Below are 17,118 nucleotides of genomic sequence, written 5' to 3' on the forward strand. Positions count from 1 at the left end.
GCAGAACCTGATCCAAGTCTCGCGAGCTAGAGCGAAACCGGTTTCAACGCCGTATCGCCGAAGCGCAGCAGGCCTTGGACAGATTCTTACAAGGTGCCTACCCGCATGCCTCCATCCAGCGGAATGACGGTGGCGTTCAGATAGTTGGTCTTGCAGGTGGCCAGGAAGGTGACCACCTCGGCGATGTCCTCCGGCAGCCCCCAGCGCCCCACCGGCACGATGGACTTGACGATGGCATCGTCGGACGGCTCCACCATCTGACGGTCGACGAACTGGCCCAGCATCTTGGTCTTGCAGATGCCCGGCGCAATCGCGGTGACGCTGATGTTCAGCGGCCCCAGCTCCCGCGCCCAGGACTCCGACGCCTTGATCAGGCCGGCCTTGGACGCCGCGTACGCCGACCCGCCGGCCGCGCCCCAGATGCCGGCCACGGAGGCGATGTTGATGATGCGGCCGTACTTCAGCCGCGCCATGTGGCGGGAGAACACCGCGGTGGCGTTGAAGGCGCCGTTGAGGTTGACGTCGAACACCCGTCTCGCCAGTTCCCCGCTTTTTTCCGCCATGCAGTAGCCGCGGCCGATAACGCCGGCGTTGTTGACCAGCACCGTGATGTTGGCGCCCATGCGCTCGACAATGGCGGCGCTGGCGGCGTCCACGCTGTCGGGGTCGGTCACGTCCATCACGAAGCCGCGCAGGCTGTCCGGGCAATCCAGCTCCCGGCCCAGCTGCTCCAGCGCGGCGGCGTCCACATCGGTGGCCGCCACCGCGTAGCCCACTTCCAGCAGCGACTTGACGATGGCGCTGCCGAAGCCGCCGGCCGCGCCGGTGACGACGGCGACTTGCCGGGTCACGCCACCTCTCCTTCCTTGAAGGCGATGTCGATCACTTTGCGGGCGTTGGCCATGGCGTCGAAGATGCGTTCTTCGAAGAAGCGCACGTCGTCCTGGTTCATCAGCAGGTTGGAGTAGATCCGCGACAGCGGCGAGAACTGGATGCCGTAGCGCTTGGAGATCTCGCGGATGATGATGTCGCAGAACTTGACCTTGTCGCTGTAGCCCTCGGAGCGGTCCACCATGGTGTCCTGCGAGTGGTAGACCAGCGCGGTGGGCATGCCCTGCACCACCAGCGGCAGATCGTTGGCGTGAGCGGCCTTGATGAAGGTGTCGGAGATCTGCTCGGTGAAGCGGCCCATGCGCTCGTAGCAGCCCGGGTCCTGTTCGATCAGTTCGAAGGTGCTCTTGATCGCGGCCAGGCCCAGCGGGTAGCCGTTGAAGGTGCCGGCGTGGATCACCTTGCCGCGGGTGTAGAGGTCCATGATGTCGCGACGGCCGGCGATGGCGGAGATCGGCATCGAGCCGCCGCCCAGCGCCTTGCCGAAGGTGGACAGGTGCGGGGTGACGCCGAGGATGCCCTGGGCGCCGGACAGGCCCAGACGCACGCCGGTGATGATCTCGTCGAAGATCAGCACGATGTTGTACTTCTCGCAGATTTCCTTGGCGCGTTCCAGATAGCCTTCGCGCGGGAAGATGCCGCCGCCGTTGACGCAGATCGGCTCCATCAGCACCGCGGCGATTTCATTGTGGTAGCGCTCGATGGTGGCTTCCAGCACCTGGATGTCGTTCCACGGCAGCATGAAGGACTGGTCTTCCAGCGCGCCGTCGGCGCGGCCCAGGGTGTCCAGCAGGTCGCCCTTGAAGGTTTCCGGCACCGGGAAGCTCAGGTCCTGGCGCTTGCGGCCGCCCATGATGTTGTCGGCGTTGCCGTGGTAGTGGCCGTGGAAGCGGATGAAGCGCTGCTTGCCGGTGAAGCCGCGCGCCAGGCGCAGCGCGTTCTGCACCGCCTCAGTGCCGCTCAGGCAGAAGCGGATCATCTCGGCGCAAGGGATGTGCTTGACCATCAGTTCGCAGACTTCGACTTCCAGGTCGCAAGTGTCCACCGAGGTCACTTTCTGCATGTAGCGGATCAGCGCTTCGTTGTAAGCCTCGTTGTGGTGGCCGACGAAGAGCGCGCCGAATTTGCAGAACAGGTCCAGGTGTTCATTGCCGTCCAGATCCCAGACCCGGGAGTTGCGGCCGCGATTGAACGGCACCACCAGCGGCCGTTCCGGGTCGCCGAAGTTGTAATGGGTGCCGCCCGGCAGCAGCTCCCAGCATTGCTTGTAAAAATCCTTGGACTTGATCAGCGACAGCTTGGTATTGCCTTCCATATTCCTGCTCTCCTCTTGCTTGCCCTGTGATGCTACGGTTGGTGCTACGGTTGATGACGGGATGTCATTCAATTCGGGTTCGGGTCCGATGTCGTCTTCGTCCAGCGCCGTCATGCGGGCGCTGAGCGGGCGGTAACGCTCCAGCCGCTGCGGCGTCAGGACGCCCAGCTGGCGCAAGGCCGCCACGCGGCTCAGGTAGGCGGCGCCGGCCATCAGCTCCACCGCGATGTCGGCCACCTTGCGCTTGGCCACCGGCGCCAGCTCGCTGCCTTGCAGCCACTCGTTGGCCGCGCCCATCGCCGCGCCGCACCAGATCTGGTAATCGACCGCGCGCTCGGCCGCGCCGGAGATCGCCCAGCGCGAGGACTGGCCCAGATACCACTGGAACAGCAGCGCCATCTTTTTCTTGGGGTTGGCGTTGGCGGCGTCTATCAGCGCCTGGTTGCCGCGGCCGGCGAAGAAGGCCTCGGTGTCGGCCCATACCTGGGCCAGCGGCTGACGGAACACCTGCTGTTCCAGGCTGGCCACTTCGGCGGCCGGGATCTGCTCCAGGCCGGGGTACTGCTTGTACAGGCCGTGCAGCTTCTGCGCGCGCACCGCGTACATGCTGCCGCCCTTGAGCACCTGCACCTTGGCGCCCAGTTCGAACATATCGGCCGACGGCGCCATCGCCATGTCCGCGATCTTGGCCTTGCCCAGCAATTGCTTGACCGGGTCCGAGGTGCCGGCTTCGACGCAGGCCTGGTTGATGGAGCCGGTGACCACGTAGGCGGCGCCCAGCGAGAACGCCGCCAGCGTGGCGTGCGGGCTGCCGATGCCGCCGGCGGCGCCGACGCGCACGGTGAAGGGATAGCCCTGGCCGGCGCAGATTTCGTCGCGCAGCTCCGCGATGGAGCGGAAAACGCAGCTGAGCAGGCCGTTGTCGGTGTGGCCGCCGGAATCCGCTTCCACGGTGATGTCGTCGGCCATCGGCACTTTCTTGGCCAGCTCCGCCTGGCGCTCGCTGATCAGGCCGTCGGCCAGCAGCTTGCGCACGATCTTCTCCGGCGCCGGGCTGAGGAAATGCTGCGCCACTTCGCGGCGCGACACCTTGGCGATCACGCGGTTGCGGCGGACCACCGCGCCCTTGTCGCCGGCTTCCAGGCCCTTGACCCGGTAGTAGACGATGGCGGCGGACAGATTGACGTAGGCCGAGGCCTCCACCACCTTGACGTCCTGTTCGATGAACAGCTTGACGCAGTTCATCTCCCAGTCCGGCTGGCTGGGGTTGTGCAGCAGGTTGATCGCGTACGGGCCGTTGGGCAGCGCCTGCTTGATGCGGCGGATGGCGCTGCCGATGCGCTCCAGCGTCAGGCCGCCGGCGCCGAAGGCGCTGAGGATGCGGCGCGAACCCAGCGCGATCACCATGTCCTCGGAGTTGATGCCGCCGGCCATGGCGCCCGCGTAATAGGCGAAGCGCACGCCGTAGTCACGCAGGAAGGACGGATCGCCGAAGTACTCCGGCAACATCGCCGGCACCATGCCCAGGCAATCCACCTGGCCGTTGCCGGCCAGGCCGCCGGCCGGTTCCAGCAGCACCGCGTCCTGCTGGCGCAGCACGTGCAGCGGCCGCGCCAGGTCCAGCAACTGGGCCTGGGCCTGCTCCGGCGTCTGCTGGAACTTGCCGGCATGGCCCTGCCATTTGTACACCGGGGCCGCAAAGCGCGGCGCCACGCAAAGCTTGTCTTGGTTCATTCATGCCTCTATCGCTGTCAGCGCCGGCGCCGAAGCGTCCGCCGCTGCCGGCGCTCGGCTGAAGCCGGCGCCTAGGTTGTCGCACATACCGATGACGTTGCCGCGGTAGATGATCTCCGCGAGGAAGACCAGCGCCATCCGCTCCAGCTGGCCGTCGGCCTGGTAGTCGCAGTGGATGGATTTGCAGGTGAGCCGGTAACGCAGGGTGTCGGCCTCGCACTTCACTTCGCCGCGGAACTTGGCGCTGTAGCTGTGCGGGCTGAGCGCGTGCGGCACCATGCCCGGCAGCGAATACAGCCCCAGGTAGCACAGGTAGAACTTGACCAGTTGCTCGCAGCCTTCCACCAGGAAGGTGCCGGGCATCACCGGGTCGTTCTTGAAGTGGGCGCGGAACACCCAGTGGCTGGGGTCGATGTCGCGTTCGGCCACCGCCTCGCCCAGGCCGAAGGCGCCGCCGGAGGCGGAGATGGACACCACCCGGTCCAGCATCTTGGCCGCCGGCGCGTACAAGCGCGGCGCGCGCGACGCAGCGTAGGCGGCGTCGCCGAAGCAGGCGACGAAATCGCCGCGCTGCAAGGCCTCGATATGGCTGTTGTCGAAGGACGCGCGCCCGCAGCGCAGCGGCGGCTGGAACGGCTCGGCCGGCTGGCCGGCCTTCAGATAGGGCGCGGTGTTGACCCCCTTGGATTTTTCGATGTCCTTGGGCAGGAAGAAGCCGGAATTGGCCTCCAGCTTGAAGCTCAGCCTATCGCCGACGTAGCACAGATACTCGTAGGCGATCAGCACGTTCTTGCCCACCTTGAGGAAGGACTTGATGTTGACCCGTCCGCGCAGCACTTCGCCGGCCTTGGGCAAGGGACCGTAGACCGTGGTCTGGCTGTCCACCGCCCGGTAGCGCAGCTGGCCCTTGAACAGCTGGTCGCAGCCGATATAGGTGAAGGCGACGATCATCGCGTGCGAGGCTTCCAGCGACACGAAGGCCGGCACCAGGCCGTCGGACACGTACCAGGCGTCGGGGTGCAGATCGTATTCCCACTCGATGAAGCACGGCTCCAGCTTGCCCGGCTGCGCCGACAGCGCGGTGATGCGCGAGGCGAACATATACGGCGGCGACGGCATGCGGGTGCGGATCGGGTAGCTGTCGGCCTCGGCGTAATCCGGGCCCAAGACCTTGGCGATGGAGCCGTCGGTCAGCTCCACCAGCTGCGCTTCGTCGAACAGCGGACGCGGACGCGGCGGCACCGGCGCCGCGGCCTTGGGCTTGGCCGCGCGGCGCTGGCCGGCCGGCGCGCCGGCGCCCAGCAGTTGCGCGATGCGCTGGTAGAAACGCTGCTCGGCCTGCAGATAGCTGAGCTGGGTCTGCGCCTGACGGCTGTGCTGCCTTTGCAAGACCGGCGCTTCGCTGTCGGCCGGCGCCGCGGCGGCCGGCTGCGCCGGTTCCGCCACCGGCTGCGGACGCCGCCAGGGCTTGACGTCGCCGAACAGCGCGCGGTTGGCCTCGTTGACGATCATCTCGGCGATGGTGTGTTCGCGGCCGGTGTGCACGGTGGCGACCAGGGCCGGACCGCCCGCCTGCGGCGGCGTCGGCGTTCTGGCTTCCAGGCGATTGGCCTCGCCGGGCTCTTGCAGAATCATATGGGCGTAGCCGCGGTCCAGGCCCAGGCTGTTGACCGCCGCCAGCCGCAGACCGCCGGCCGGCGCCGGCCAGGCCGCGCCGGTTTCTCCGGCGCGGAACACGGCGCGCAGCGCGGCCTCCGGATAGGCGGCCAGCGCCGCCGCGCCGGGCAGCTGCCGGCGATGCAGGCAGAGCGCGGCCTTGATCACGCTGACGATGCCCTGGGCCGAGGCCAGCTGGCCGTAGTTGGCGGCCACCGAGCCGGCGGCGACGCCGCTGTCGCGGTAAACCCGGGACAAGCCGTCGATTTCCACCTGGTTGTCGCTGGCCAGCGCGCCGCCGCTCAGTTCCAGATAGCCCACCGACGCCGGATCCGCGCCGGCCTGGCGCAAGGCCGCCGCCGCCGAGCGCGCCACCGCGTCCGCCGCCGGTTGAAACTCGGTGCTGTCGCCGCAGGCGTGGCCGATGGCCAGGCCGCGCATCACCGCGTAGACGCGGTCCTTCGCTTCCAAGGCCGCCTGCTCGCGCTTGAGCACCACCACGCCGCCGCCCTCGCCCACCGGCGCGTCGACATGGCCGGCGCCGCGGCGCGGCGCCCACAAGACGTTTTCCAGACCGCCGGCGAAGCTGCCGCCGGCGACGATGACCGCGTCCACCAATTGCTCGGACAACATGAATTGCGCCAGTTCTATCGCCTTGAAGGCGGCGTTTTCATGCGCGCACAGCGAGAAGGCCGGGCCGTCCAGCTTCAGATGGGCGGCGATGCGGCTGGCCACCACATTGCCGATGCCGCCGGTGATGCCCTCCGGATACGGTTCCGGGAACAGGCTGTCCTTGACGATGGTTTCCAGCGCCGCGGTCTGCGCCTCGCTCAGCGAGATGCCGCTGTGCGCCAGGCTGTCGCGCACCTGCCAGGCCATCTCGTTGCGCGCCTGATAGCGCGAGCAGCTGTAGTCGACGTCGCCGGCGACGATGACGGCGATATTGCGCTTGTGGCCGTCCAACTGGTAGCCGGCGTCGTAGAAGGCGCGCTCGGCGATGGGCATCAGGAACAAATGCGACAGCAGATGGCTGCCCACCACCTTGGGCGGCAGCTTGAAGCGCTTGCAGTCGAAGTCGAACTGCTCGATATAGGCGCCGGCCGGCGCCTGACGGTAGCCGCGCGCGCCCAGCACGTCGGCGCGCCGCTCCAGGCCCAGCCAGCGGGTGCGCGGCAGCGGGCGGAAGTGGCGGCGGCCCTCGGCCACCGTCCGCAACAGGGCGTCCGGGGTTTCGGTGTCCGCCAGCGCCACGCCCACGCCGACGATGGCCAGGCTTTGTTGTTCGGCCGGCAGTTGCGGCCAGGCGGTCACCGGCGCGTCGGCGCGGTGTTCGCGCAGCACCATGTGGCCGTTGACGCCGCCGAAGCCGAAGGCGTTGATGCCGGCGCGCTTGGCCTGGCCGCGCTGCGGCCACGGCGTGGTGTCGCGCACCACGTGGCGGATGTCCAGCTGGCCGCCCGGGGTGCTGACCATGTCTTCCACGTTCAGCGTCGGCGGGATCACGCCGCTGCGCATCGCCAGCAGCACTTTGAGGATGCTGGCCATGCCGGAGGCGGTCAGCATATGGCCGATATTGCCCTTGTTGGCGCCGATCAGCGGCCGCTGCGCCTGGTCGGCGAAGAAGGTCTCCACCGAGCCCAGCTCCACCTGATCGCCCACCGGGGTGCCGGTGGCGTGGCATTCCAGATAATCGATGTTCTTGTCCACGCCGTCGTAGGCGCGTTTCAGCGACAGCAGCTGGCCGTTGAGGTCGGGCACCAGAATGTGCTTGGCGCCGCCGTCGTTGGACAGGCCGATGGATTCGATCACGCCGTAGATGCGGTCCTTGTCGCGCACCGCGTCGGCGTAGCGCTTGAGCGCGATCACGCTGGCGCCCTCGCCGGCCTTCAGGCCCTGGGAGTTGCGGTCGAACGGCACCGACTGGCCGTCGGCCGGGAAGGCCTGCAACACATTGAAGCCGTGATCGATGTAGATGTGGTCGGCGTGGCAGACCGCGCCGGCCAGCATCAGGTCGGCCTTGCCGCTTTGCAGGTAGTAGCTGGCCACGCGGATGGCGTACAGCGCGGAGGCGCAAGCCGCGTCCAGCGCGAAGCTGGGGCCGGCCAGGCCCAGCGCCTGGGCCGCCAGCGTGGCGTTGTGGCTGCCGGTCATCAGATTGAGATCGGACAAGCCTTCCGCCTGCCAGGGCTGGCGGAAATGGAAATCGTCGCGTTGCAGCAGTTCCTGGACGTAGGGTTCCAGGATGCCTTGGTAGAAACCGTTGAGCAGCTTCTTGCCGGCGTGCGTGGGCATGCCGATATTGCCGATGATCAGGCCGCAGCGCTCCAGCGCCTCGGCGCTGTAGCCCACACCCTGGCCGGCGTCGATCAGCGCCTGTTCCGCCGCGTACAGCGTCCATTGGAACAGCGGGTCCAGCGCCTCCAACTGCGCGGCCGGCAGGCGGTAGCGGCCGGCGTCCAGCTTGAAGCCGCGCACATGGCCGTTCTTGTTGTAGGCGATCTTGTCCGCGGTGCCCGGCACCGGGTGGCGATACAACGCCGGGTCCACGCCCAGCTCTTCCCGGCTCAATTCCGAGGTGCAATCCCGCCGCTCCAGCAGGTTGCGCCAGTACTGTTCTGGCGTTTCGGCGCCTGGAAACAGGCAGCCTAATCCGATAATGGCGATTTCTTCCATAGTGCATTCATGCCTAAAGTAGAGCCAACATTCCCAAACCTTGGGCGCAACCGTCCCCCTCCGCCGCCGGCCGCTGTTGAGGCGGCGGGCGGCGGCGCGGGATCAGGATTGAACCGGCGCGGGCCGATTTCGAGTGCGGCGGCGGCAAGGCGGACCTTCCGCCGCCGCGCCTCGGCTGTATGGCCGGAACGCGTCGCCGCGCTCCGGACCGGCGGCGCCCGCAGGCGCAGCCTTGCTCGCGTCACACCGCCACGCTGGCCTCCGGGTCGCACATCAGCTGCCGCAGCTTCTTCGACACGGTGAACTGCAAGCCGGACAGCTTGCTGTACACCTTGCCGTCGGCGCCGTGGACGGTGACGTCGGCCAGCAGAGTGGTCGCGGTTTGCGCCGTGACCGCCATGCTCAGATAGAAGGCCTGGTCGAAAGCCAGCGGCGCGTACTGCCGCCACTCGGCGATCTGCAGCGGCAACCCCGCCTTGTCCGACTGCGACATCAGCCAGATCAGCGGCGTTTGCAAGGCCACGTCCGCCAGGTAGGGGTTGAAGGAGTTCACCGGGAACTGCCCCTGTCCGCCCGCGGCGGCCAGCCTACCGCCGGCTTGCAAGCCCTGGCCGTCGAGACGGAACAAGGACTGCACGCCGCGGAAGGCCGGGCCGTGGAACAGCCAGGCGCCGTCGCGCATGTCGCCGTACAGCGGCGCATGCTCCAGCGGCTCGCCCGCCGGCGCCTTGGGCCCGTCCAGCGGCGCTTCCGCCGCCAGCCGGCTCATGGTCACCCGCGCCTGGTAGCGGTTCAGCGCGGCCCCGTCCACCTGGTTGAAGATGCTCACCTCCAGCGTGTGACGGTCGCCGTTGCCGCCGGCTTCGGCCACCGGCCGCAGTTCGGCGATGAAGCGCCGCTGCTCGCCGGCGTCGAACACCACGCCCTTGAGCACGCGGAAGTCCGTCAGCGTCTCCAGCCGATAGCCGGGCAGCAGGTCTTCGCACAGCTGCACCATCCAGCCGGCCGCGGCGGTGGCCGGCAGCACCGGCTGCCCGCCCACCACGTGATCGCCCAGGAAGCCGTTGACGGCCGGGTCCAGCTCGCGCTCCACCCGGGTCAGCGCCGGCAGGGTCTTCTGCTTGCGCCCCACCTTGTAGCTGCCGCCGCCCACGATCACCTGCGGCACCAAGCCGGCGGCGAACTCGTCGACGAAGAACTGCGCGCCCACGGCGGTGGGGATGATGGCCAGGCCGCGGTCGGCGTAGGCCTTCTTCAGCACGTCGTTGACCATGCCGCTGTCCCACGGACCCCAGTTGATGCTGCGCACCTGCTGTTTCGGGTACAGGGTCTGGTACAGATAGGCGAACTTGTTCAGCGCTTCGTTGGCCATCGCGTAATCGGTCTGGCCGGCGTTGCCGAAGAAGCCCGACACCGAGGAGAACAGCACCAGATGACGCAAACCGTCCGGCTTGACCGCCGCCAGCAGGTTCTCCAGCCCTTTCACCTTGGTGTGGAACACCGAGCGGAAATCGGCCGGAGTCTTTTTCTCGATGCGCTTGTCCGCCAGGTTGCCGGCGCCGTGGATGATGCCGCGGATGGGGCCCAGCTGCCGCTGCGCTTCCGCCGCCGCCCGCGCCACGTCCTTGGCGTCGCCGATGTCGCAAGCCAGATAGATGGCCTGGCCGCCGGCCTGCTCGATCCGGGCGATGGTGTCGCGCACCTCGGCCAGTTGCAGCAGTTCCTTGAGCAAGGCGTCCACCTTGACCGGGGTCACCGTCTCGCCCTGCTGTTGCAGATGACGGATGGCGCGCGCCTTGAGCTCGGCCACTTCGCCGCCGCCCTCCGCCCATTCCGGCAGCGGCGCGTCGATGCGGGTGCGGCCCAGCAGCGCGAAGCGGGCCGGATAACGCTTGGCCAGCGCGATCACGCACTCGGCGGTGATGCCGCGCGCGCCGCCGGTGACCAGAAACACGGTCTTGGCGTCGATGCCGGCCACGGCCTGCGGATCGGTCGGCGCCGCCTCGAAGCCCAGCGTCATCCGCTCGCCCTTGACGCCGCGGCCCACTTCGGCCACGTCGGACTGCACGTCGCGCAGTTCTTCCAGCAACATCGCGGCGATGGCGCTCTTGCCGCATTTGGGATCGAAATCCACGGTGCGGCAGAACACGTCTTCCCACTCGATGTTCAGCGCCTTGCTCAGGCCGCTGACGCCGGCGGCGGCCACCGGGAAGGCGGCGCGCCGGGCGGTGCCCAGTTCGCCGTCCAGCTGGCTGGCCACGAAGAAGCAGGCGCGGCCGAGGCCGGGCTGCGTCAGCGAGGGCTGCGTCAGCGAGGGCTGCAGCAGCTTGGCCAGCAGGAACAAGGCCTGAGCGGTGTCGTACTCGGCCGCGGCGAAGGCGTTGGCCAGCGATTTGACGTTGCCGGCCGGCGCTTGCAGGTGGATGAAGCCGCCCACCTGCCCTTCGGCCACCGCGATCCGCGACAGCACGTCTTCCAGCGCCAGCTCGTCGGCGCGTTCCAGCACGTAGTCGTTGACGTGCTTGATCGCCTTGCGCTGGCCCTTGGCCTGCTGCCACTTGAACACCAGCCGCGCCACCTGCTGGCCGTGGGCCAGCAGCTGTTTGGCCACTTCTTCGCTTAAACCCTTGCCGTCGTCGGTCAGCAGCCAGAGCCGGCCGGCGGCCAGCTCCAGCAGATCCGGCTTGGGCAAAGCTTGTTTCCGCGCCTGAAAACGATGGATGGACGCGGCTACCGTATGGGCATCACTTACAGGGGATTGCTGAGCGAGGGCAGATGCCGTCTCCCGGGGCTCAGCTAGGGATTTTTTTGCTGCGGAGTCCTCCACGGCAACGTCGGACACCAGTTTCTTGGTGGACGACACCACGCCCAGCTGACGCAAAGGCTTGGCCTCCGCCGCCGGGGTTTCGTGCAAGGCTGGCTCGCTGGAGACCGGGGCCGGCGCAGCCACCGGCGCCGGAGCGGCTTCCGCGGCCGGCGCGGCGGCGCCGCCCTGCTTCAGCTCGGTCAGCAGTTCGGAGATGGTCTGCTTGAAGAAGCCGCCCATCTTGCGGATGTTGCTGAAGGCGTCGATGTCGAAGGTTTCCATGTCCTTCTGTTTTTCCATGTCCTGGAAGTGCGGCACTTCGGCGGACAGCTGGTCGAACATGGCGCCGAAGATTTCCAGGCGCTTGATCGAATCGATGCCCAGGTCGGCTTCCAGATCCATGTCTTCATTGATCATGTCGGCCGGGTAGCCAGTGCGGTCGCTGACGATGGCGATCAGTTGCTTGATCAGGTCGGCCTCGGTCAAGGCTTCGAAGCGCTGGATCAGGGCCTGGTCCTCGGCGCTGATCGCGGCGGCTGCCGGAGCGGGCGCGGCCACCGGGGCCGGCGCGGCGGCCGGCGCGACCGGAGCAGCTGCTTGCGGAATCTCCTGCAGCGTCGGCTTGGGCGCCTGCACCGCGCTCACTTGAGCCACCGGGGCGGCGGGGGCGGCGGCGGGCTGAGCCAGGGGCGCGGCCGCCGGCAATTCCACCGCGGCGCGCGGCGTCGGCAAGCTCACTTCCAGCGGCGCGCGCTGTTGCAGGCGAGCGGCCACCTGGCCGCCGCGGGCGGCGATGTCGGCGCCCAGCAAAGCTTGCTGGTTGTCGAAATAATGTTCGTGGTTGACGTGGTAGAGCTCCTGATTCTTGTCCAGCAGCTGCAGGCTCTGGCCCAGGCTGGCCACCACTTCCGTCAGTTGCTGGCTGCCCTGGAATTTCTCCAGCAAGGTGTATTGCTTGTTCATCAGCGAATCCAGCAGCTGAATGTAGTCCTTCTGATTCAGCTGGAACTGCTGGTGCACCTGGCTGAGCATGTTCTGCGCCTGGATTTGCGCGTCCAATACGCTCAATACTTCGTTGTCCGAGCTACTGCGTTGCATGATTCCCTCTCCGCTTATGACATGGACCGGCTCCAGCCACACCATGTCGTCCCTGTTGTCGACCAAAGTTTCCACCACTACCGTACTATCCCGCTCCGTCTCCGGCGCCCGCGGCGGCGAGCTGGCGGCGAGCCGCTCGTCGATGAAGGCGTCGATGACGCGCGTATCCTTGCGCATGGCGTGCGCGCGGCGCTGCTTGGCTTTCTCCGAGTAGAAGAAGCCGCCGCTCATTGTGTAAGTCAGCGCTTTTTTCTTGGGCGCCGTCGCCAGCGGCAGCGCCGCCTGCGGATCGGTGGAGCTCAGCTCCACGCCCTCCACCGCCAGCCGCGCCAGCGCGCGCTTGAATTGCAGGGCTTCCTCGCCGTTGGCGCTGGGGTTCAGCGACACCACCGCGTGCGGCTTGTCCTTGAGGATGTCCGCCACCAGCTTGCCCAGAATGCCCTTGGGGCCGATCTCGACGAAGAGATAACCGCCCTGCTGATGAATGCGTTCAATGGTTTGCTGGAAGCGCACCGGGCTGACCAGTTGGCCGATCAAGGACTGCTTGATCTTGGCCGGGTCGTCGGCGTGGCGCTCGCCGCTGGCGGTGGAGTACACCGCGGCTTGCGGCGCCTGGAACGGAATCCCGGCCAGGCTGGCCTCGAACGGCGCGCAAGCGTGGCGCACGAAGTCGGTGTGGAAGGCCGCCGACACCGCCAGCACCTGGCTGCGCACCTTGCGCTCGTTCAGGAACTCATGGGCCTGGCGGATGATGTCGCCGGCGCCGCCGAACACCAGTTGCTGCTGCGAGTTGTAATTGGCCACCACCAGCTCCGGGAAGCGCTCCAGCACCGCGCTGGCTTCGCTCTCCGGCAGCGAGGCCGCCAGCATCGCGCCCGGCTCGCCGCCCGGCACCGGGCTGGCCACCGCCGCGCCGCGCGCCAGCGAGGCGCGGTAGAAGTTCTCGTCGCTCAAGACGCCGGCGGCCCACAGAGCGGTCACCTCGCCGTAGCTGTGGCCGGCCAGGAAGTCCGGCCGCAGGCCCAGACCGCGCAGCAGCTTGTAGTAGCCGGCGCTGATCGCGCCTATCGCCGGCTGCGCGGTGCGGGTCTGGGTCAGCTCCGCCATCTGACGGTCCGCCGTCTCCGCGTCGAAGGCCGGCGGCGGGAAAATCGCCGCCGAAGGCAGCGGCAGCCCGTCGGCGTGCGCCGCGGCGTCCAGTCCTTCCAGGGTTTCCCGCATCGCCGGGTAATCGTTGGCGATGTCGCGGCCCATGTTCACGTACTGCGCGCCCTGTCCGGGGAACAAGGCCACCACGCGGCCGGCCAGCGGGGCCGCCTCGCGCTTGTAGTAAATGCCCAGCGGGTGTTCCCAGTCCTGATCTGGCCGCGCCCGCAGCAGCTTGATCGCCTCGTCCAGCAGGCCGGCCGCCTGTTCGGCGGAGCCCGCGACGAAGGCCAGGCGCGCGGAAGCGGCCGGCGCGCGCGCCGCCGCGCCTTGGTGCAGACGGAACTGATAACCGGCGTCGTCGGCGCGGAAGGACTCCAGCTTGTGCTCGGCCAGCGCCAACAGCTGCTCCGGGTCGTCCGCGTGCAGCAGCACCACTTCCGGGCGCAGGTTCAGGCGGAAATCGCCCTGCGGCCGCGCCTGATGCTCTTCCATGATGGCGTGGTAGTTGGTGCCGCCGAAGCCGTAGGCGCTCAAGGCGGCGCGGCGCGGCGCGCCGTCCACCGGGCTCAGCCAGGGCCGGCTGTCGATGTTGACGTAGAAGGGGCTGGCGCTGTCCGCCAGTTCGCAGCTGGGCTGGCTGACGTTGATGGTGGGCGGCAGCACCTTGTGATAGAGGCCGAGCGCGGCCTTCATCATCGCCGCCGCGCCGGCGGCGCAACGGGTATGGCCGATCTGCGATTTGACGCTGCCGATGGCCACCGAGCCGGGCTGAGCGCCGCCGGCCTCGAACACCGCGCGCAAGCTCTTGATCTCGGTCTCGTCGCCGGACTGGGTGCCGGTGCCGTGCGCCTCCACCAGCTGGATCTCGGCCGGAGAAATGCCGGCGCGCGCGTAAGCGCGTTGCATCGCCTTGACCTGGCCTTCGTGACGCGGCGCGAAAATGCTCTTGGCGCGGCCGTCGCTGGAGGCCTGCAGGGATTTGATCACCGCGTAAACGCGATCGCCGTCGCGCTCGGCGTCTTCCAGGCGCTTGAGCACCAGGAAGCCCACGCCGTCGCCCAGCATCATGCCGTCCGAGGATTCGTCGAAAGGCCGCGACAGATTGCTCTTGGACAGGGCCGGCGTCTTGCTGAAGCACAGGAAGGAGAAGATCGAGTTTTCCAGGTTGACGCCGCCGGTCAGCACCACGTCGCAGCTGCCGTCCACCAACTCGCCCACCGCCGCCTTGATCGCGGCCAGGCTGCTGGCGCAAGCGGCGTCCACCATATAAGAGGTGCCGCCCAGATCGAAGTAGCTGGCGATGCGGCCGCAGGCGACATTGCCGAGGAAGCCGGGGAAGCTGTCCTCGTTCCATTCCAGATAGAGATGGTTGACGCGGTCGATGACCTCGTCGGCCACCGCGCCGGGCAGGCCGGCGTGGTTCAGCACCTTGCGCAGATACGGCTCCTGCTGGCGGAAGGCCAGCGAGAAGGAAGTGTTGCCGTTGCCGGCGCCGCCCAGGATCACGCCCACGCGGTCTTTATCCACCGGCAAGGCGTCCTCGCCCACCAGCCTGGCGTCCAGCATCGCCTGTTTGGCCACGTGCAGCGCGAAGATCTGCGCGGTGCTGATGGACTCCAGCATCAGCGGCGGCAGTTTGAATTCCACCGGATCGAAATCGATGGCCGGCACGAAACCGGCGCGATGGCCGTAAGTCTTGTCGGCGGCGCTCGGGTCCGCGCTGTAATAGTCTTCCTTGCGCCAGTATTCATCGCCGTTCTTCTGGTCGATGTCGGTCAGGGAATCCTTCTTGTCGACGATATTGGTCCAGAAATCGTACAAGGTGGCCGCATCGGGAAAGTGGCTGGCCATGCCCACAATCGCGATATCCACCGTGCCCGGTCCTATCCTGCTAGCTACGGTCTTGCTCATTGCTCCTCCCGCGGTGAACCTGCTGTTTCGCATCATTCGCTTGCCGCCGCGCACCAACCGGGAAGCGCAATCGCCGGCCGCACGGCCAGGGTCGACTGCCTTTCTTTAAATCCGGTCCCGCACGCAAAGCCTGGATCGAATTCGCGTCCGGCGAACCGCCGCACGCGCCTGCTGCCTATTACGCAAACCACATCCAAAACCGCGATCTCAACTTGACAAAATCTTTACAACCGAAACTGTCAAATCCGGTTTTGGAAAATTATGACGTTGAAATCTTAGTGTTTCCTTAGGGCTTTCTTGCAGTTGACTGATTTACCTCCACAGATCTGGAGAAAAATATATACAGAACAAAGCAACTAATTGATTTTGATGATGTATCTTTATTGACACACCAATGCCAAAGTCATTATTTTTTAGTAAATCCATTACTGAAAAATAAAAAAACCAAGCTTGAAAAAGAAAACTGAGGAGAGTCTGAGCAGGCAATAAGAACAGCGGCTTATTGAATTGGCATTCAAATTCAATATCCAGACTAATACCAGTGGTATTAATACTAGGGAAATCCCGTACGCCGACTCCGCCTTATTCACGCTTGGCCGCGCTCAGAAAACCCTAAGCAGGAATAGGCATACTGCCCTCATTTCACCCCGGAGACAGTCATGCCCCAGCCCAACCATCCCCCCTGCCGGCCCGGCGACAACGCGGAGGCCTGACCATGGTCTCCCTCGCTCGCGCCTCGCTGATCTACGAGTGGCGCCGCTTCCTGCCGGCGGTGCTGGCGGTGGCTTTCGCCGGCCTGCTGGTGCAAGTGCAGCTCAGCCTGCTCTTGGGCATGTTCAGCTCGGTAGGCGTTTACATAGACCGCTCCAGCGCCGATCTTTGGGTGGGCTACCCGGCCACTCAGAGCGTGGATCTGGCCCGGCCGATTCCCGGCAAGACCGAGAACAACCTTTGGGCGCATCCCGAGGTCACCTCGGTGGAACGCTTCACCTGGACCATGGCGGACTGGCAGCGTCCCGGCGGCGGCAAGCTCAGCGCGGTGCTGATCGGCATCGACCCGCGCCCGCAGGCGATGACCTTCGCCACCTTGCTGACCCCGGCGCTGCGCCAGGAGCTGACGGTGCCCAGCACCGTGCTGGTGGATGAGAGCGATCTGGAAAAGCTGGGCGTCAAGATAGGCGACTACGCCGAACTCAGCGGCAAGCGGGTGCGCATCGGCGGCACCGTCAACGGCATGCGCGCAATGGGCGGGGCCAACATCCTGACCTCGCTGAACACCGCGCGCCGCATCGACCCCAATCTGCGCAACGACGCCACCGACTACTTCCTGGCCCGGCTGCGCGACCCCAGCCGCGCCGAACTGGTGCGCGACCAGCTGCAGCCGGCCGGCAGCTTCAAGCCCTTCCAGGTGTGGACCGCCGAGGAGTTTTCCATCCAGTCGCAGGTGTATTGGCTGTTCGAGTCCGGCGCCGGCTCCGGCTTCCTGTTCTCCTCCGCGCTGGGCCTGCTGGTCGGCATCGTCATCACCAGCCAGACGCTGATGGCGGCCATCGTCGCCGCACTGCGCGAATACGCCACCTTGCGCGCCTTGGGCGTGTCCTCCTCCTCCTTGCGCGCCGTGATTCTGGAGCAGTCCTTCTGGGTCGGCCTCGCCGGCCTGGTGATCACCGCCGTGGTCGGCGCGCTGCTGGTGATGGCCGCGCGCCACGCCCACATCGCGCTGGAAGTGCCGGTGTGGGGCTGCCTGGCCACCGGCACCCTGGTGCTGGGCATCGCTCTGCTGTCCGGTCTGTCCGCGCTGCGCGCGCTGAACCAGGCCGAACCCTCCACCCTATTGCGATAAGGAGACTCTCATGTCCGCCTCTCCCGCCATCGTCGGCGAAAA

The 17,118-nt window shown here is 66.9% G+C and carries 5 protein-coding genes; 1 reads left to right on the plus strand and 4 read right to left on the minus strand.

Features of this window, described 5'->3' with window-relative positions; translation table 11 throughout:
* Positions 1-86: 86 nt before the first annotated feature.
* The 4 genes from ACODRW_RS13805 to ACODRW_RS13820 all read right to left on the minus strand — a co-directional run bounded on the left by ACODRW_RS13805 (position 87) and on the right by ACODRW_RS13820 (position 15,233).
* Positions 87-851, minus strand: coding sequence for an SDR family NAD(P)-dependent oxidoreductase (locus ACODRW_RS13805; RefSeq protein ID WP_488905982.1), 765 nt, complete (start codon positions 849-851; stop codon positions 87-89).
* Entirely contained in the window at positions 848-3,940 is a 3,093-nt protein-coding gene (locus ACODRW_RS13810; protein WP_253315476.1) for a PfaD family polyunsaturated fatty acid/polyketide biosynthesis protein, read from the minus strand. The genes ACODRW_RS13805 and ACODRW_RS13810 overlap by 4 nt, the downstream gene beginning before the upstream one ends.
* Entirely contained in the window at positions 3,941-8,269 is a 4,329-nt protein-coding gene (locus tag ACODRW_RS13815; RefSeq protein ID WP_488905983.1) for a hotdog fold thioesterase, read from the minus strand. It lies immediately after the preceding gene.
* 241 nt (positions 8,270-8,510) lie between these two features.
* Positions 8,511-15,233: an SDR family NAD(P)-dependent oxidoreductase gene (locus ACODRW_RS13820; protein WP_488905984.1), complete on the minus strand. Its 6,723-nt coding sequence runs from the start codon at positions 15,231-15,233 to the stop codon at positions 8,511-8,513.
* Positions 15,234-15,948: 715 nt separating this feature from the next.
* On the opposite strand from ACODRW_RS13820, the gene ACODRW_RS13825 reads away from it, so the two are divergent.
* Positions 15,949-17,076 carry an ABC transporter permease gene (locus tag ACODRW_RS13825; protein ID WP_107799362.1) on the plus strand — a complete coding sequence of 376 codons (1,128 nt, stop codon included), beginning with the start codon at positions 15,949-15,951 and terminating at the stop codon, positions 17,074-17,076.
* Positions 17,077-17,118 lie beyond the last annotated feature (42 nt).

Source organism: Chromobacterium sp. FG89 (assembly GCF_057808735.1).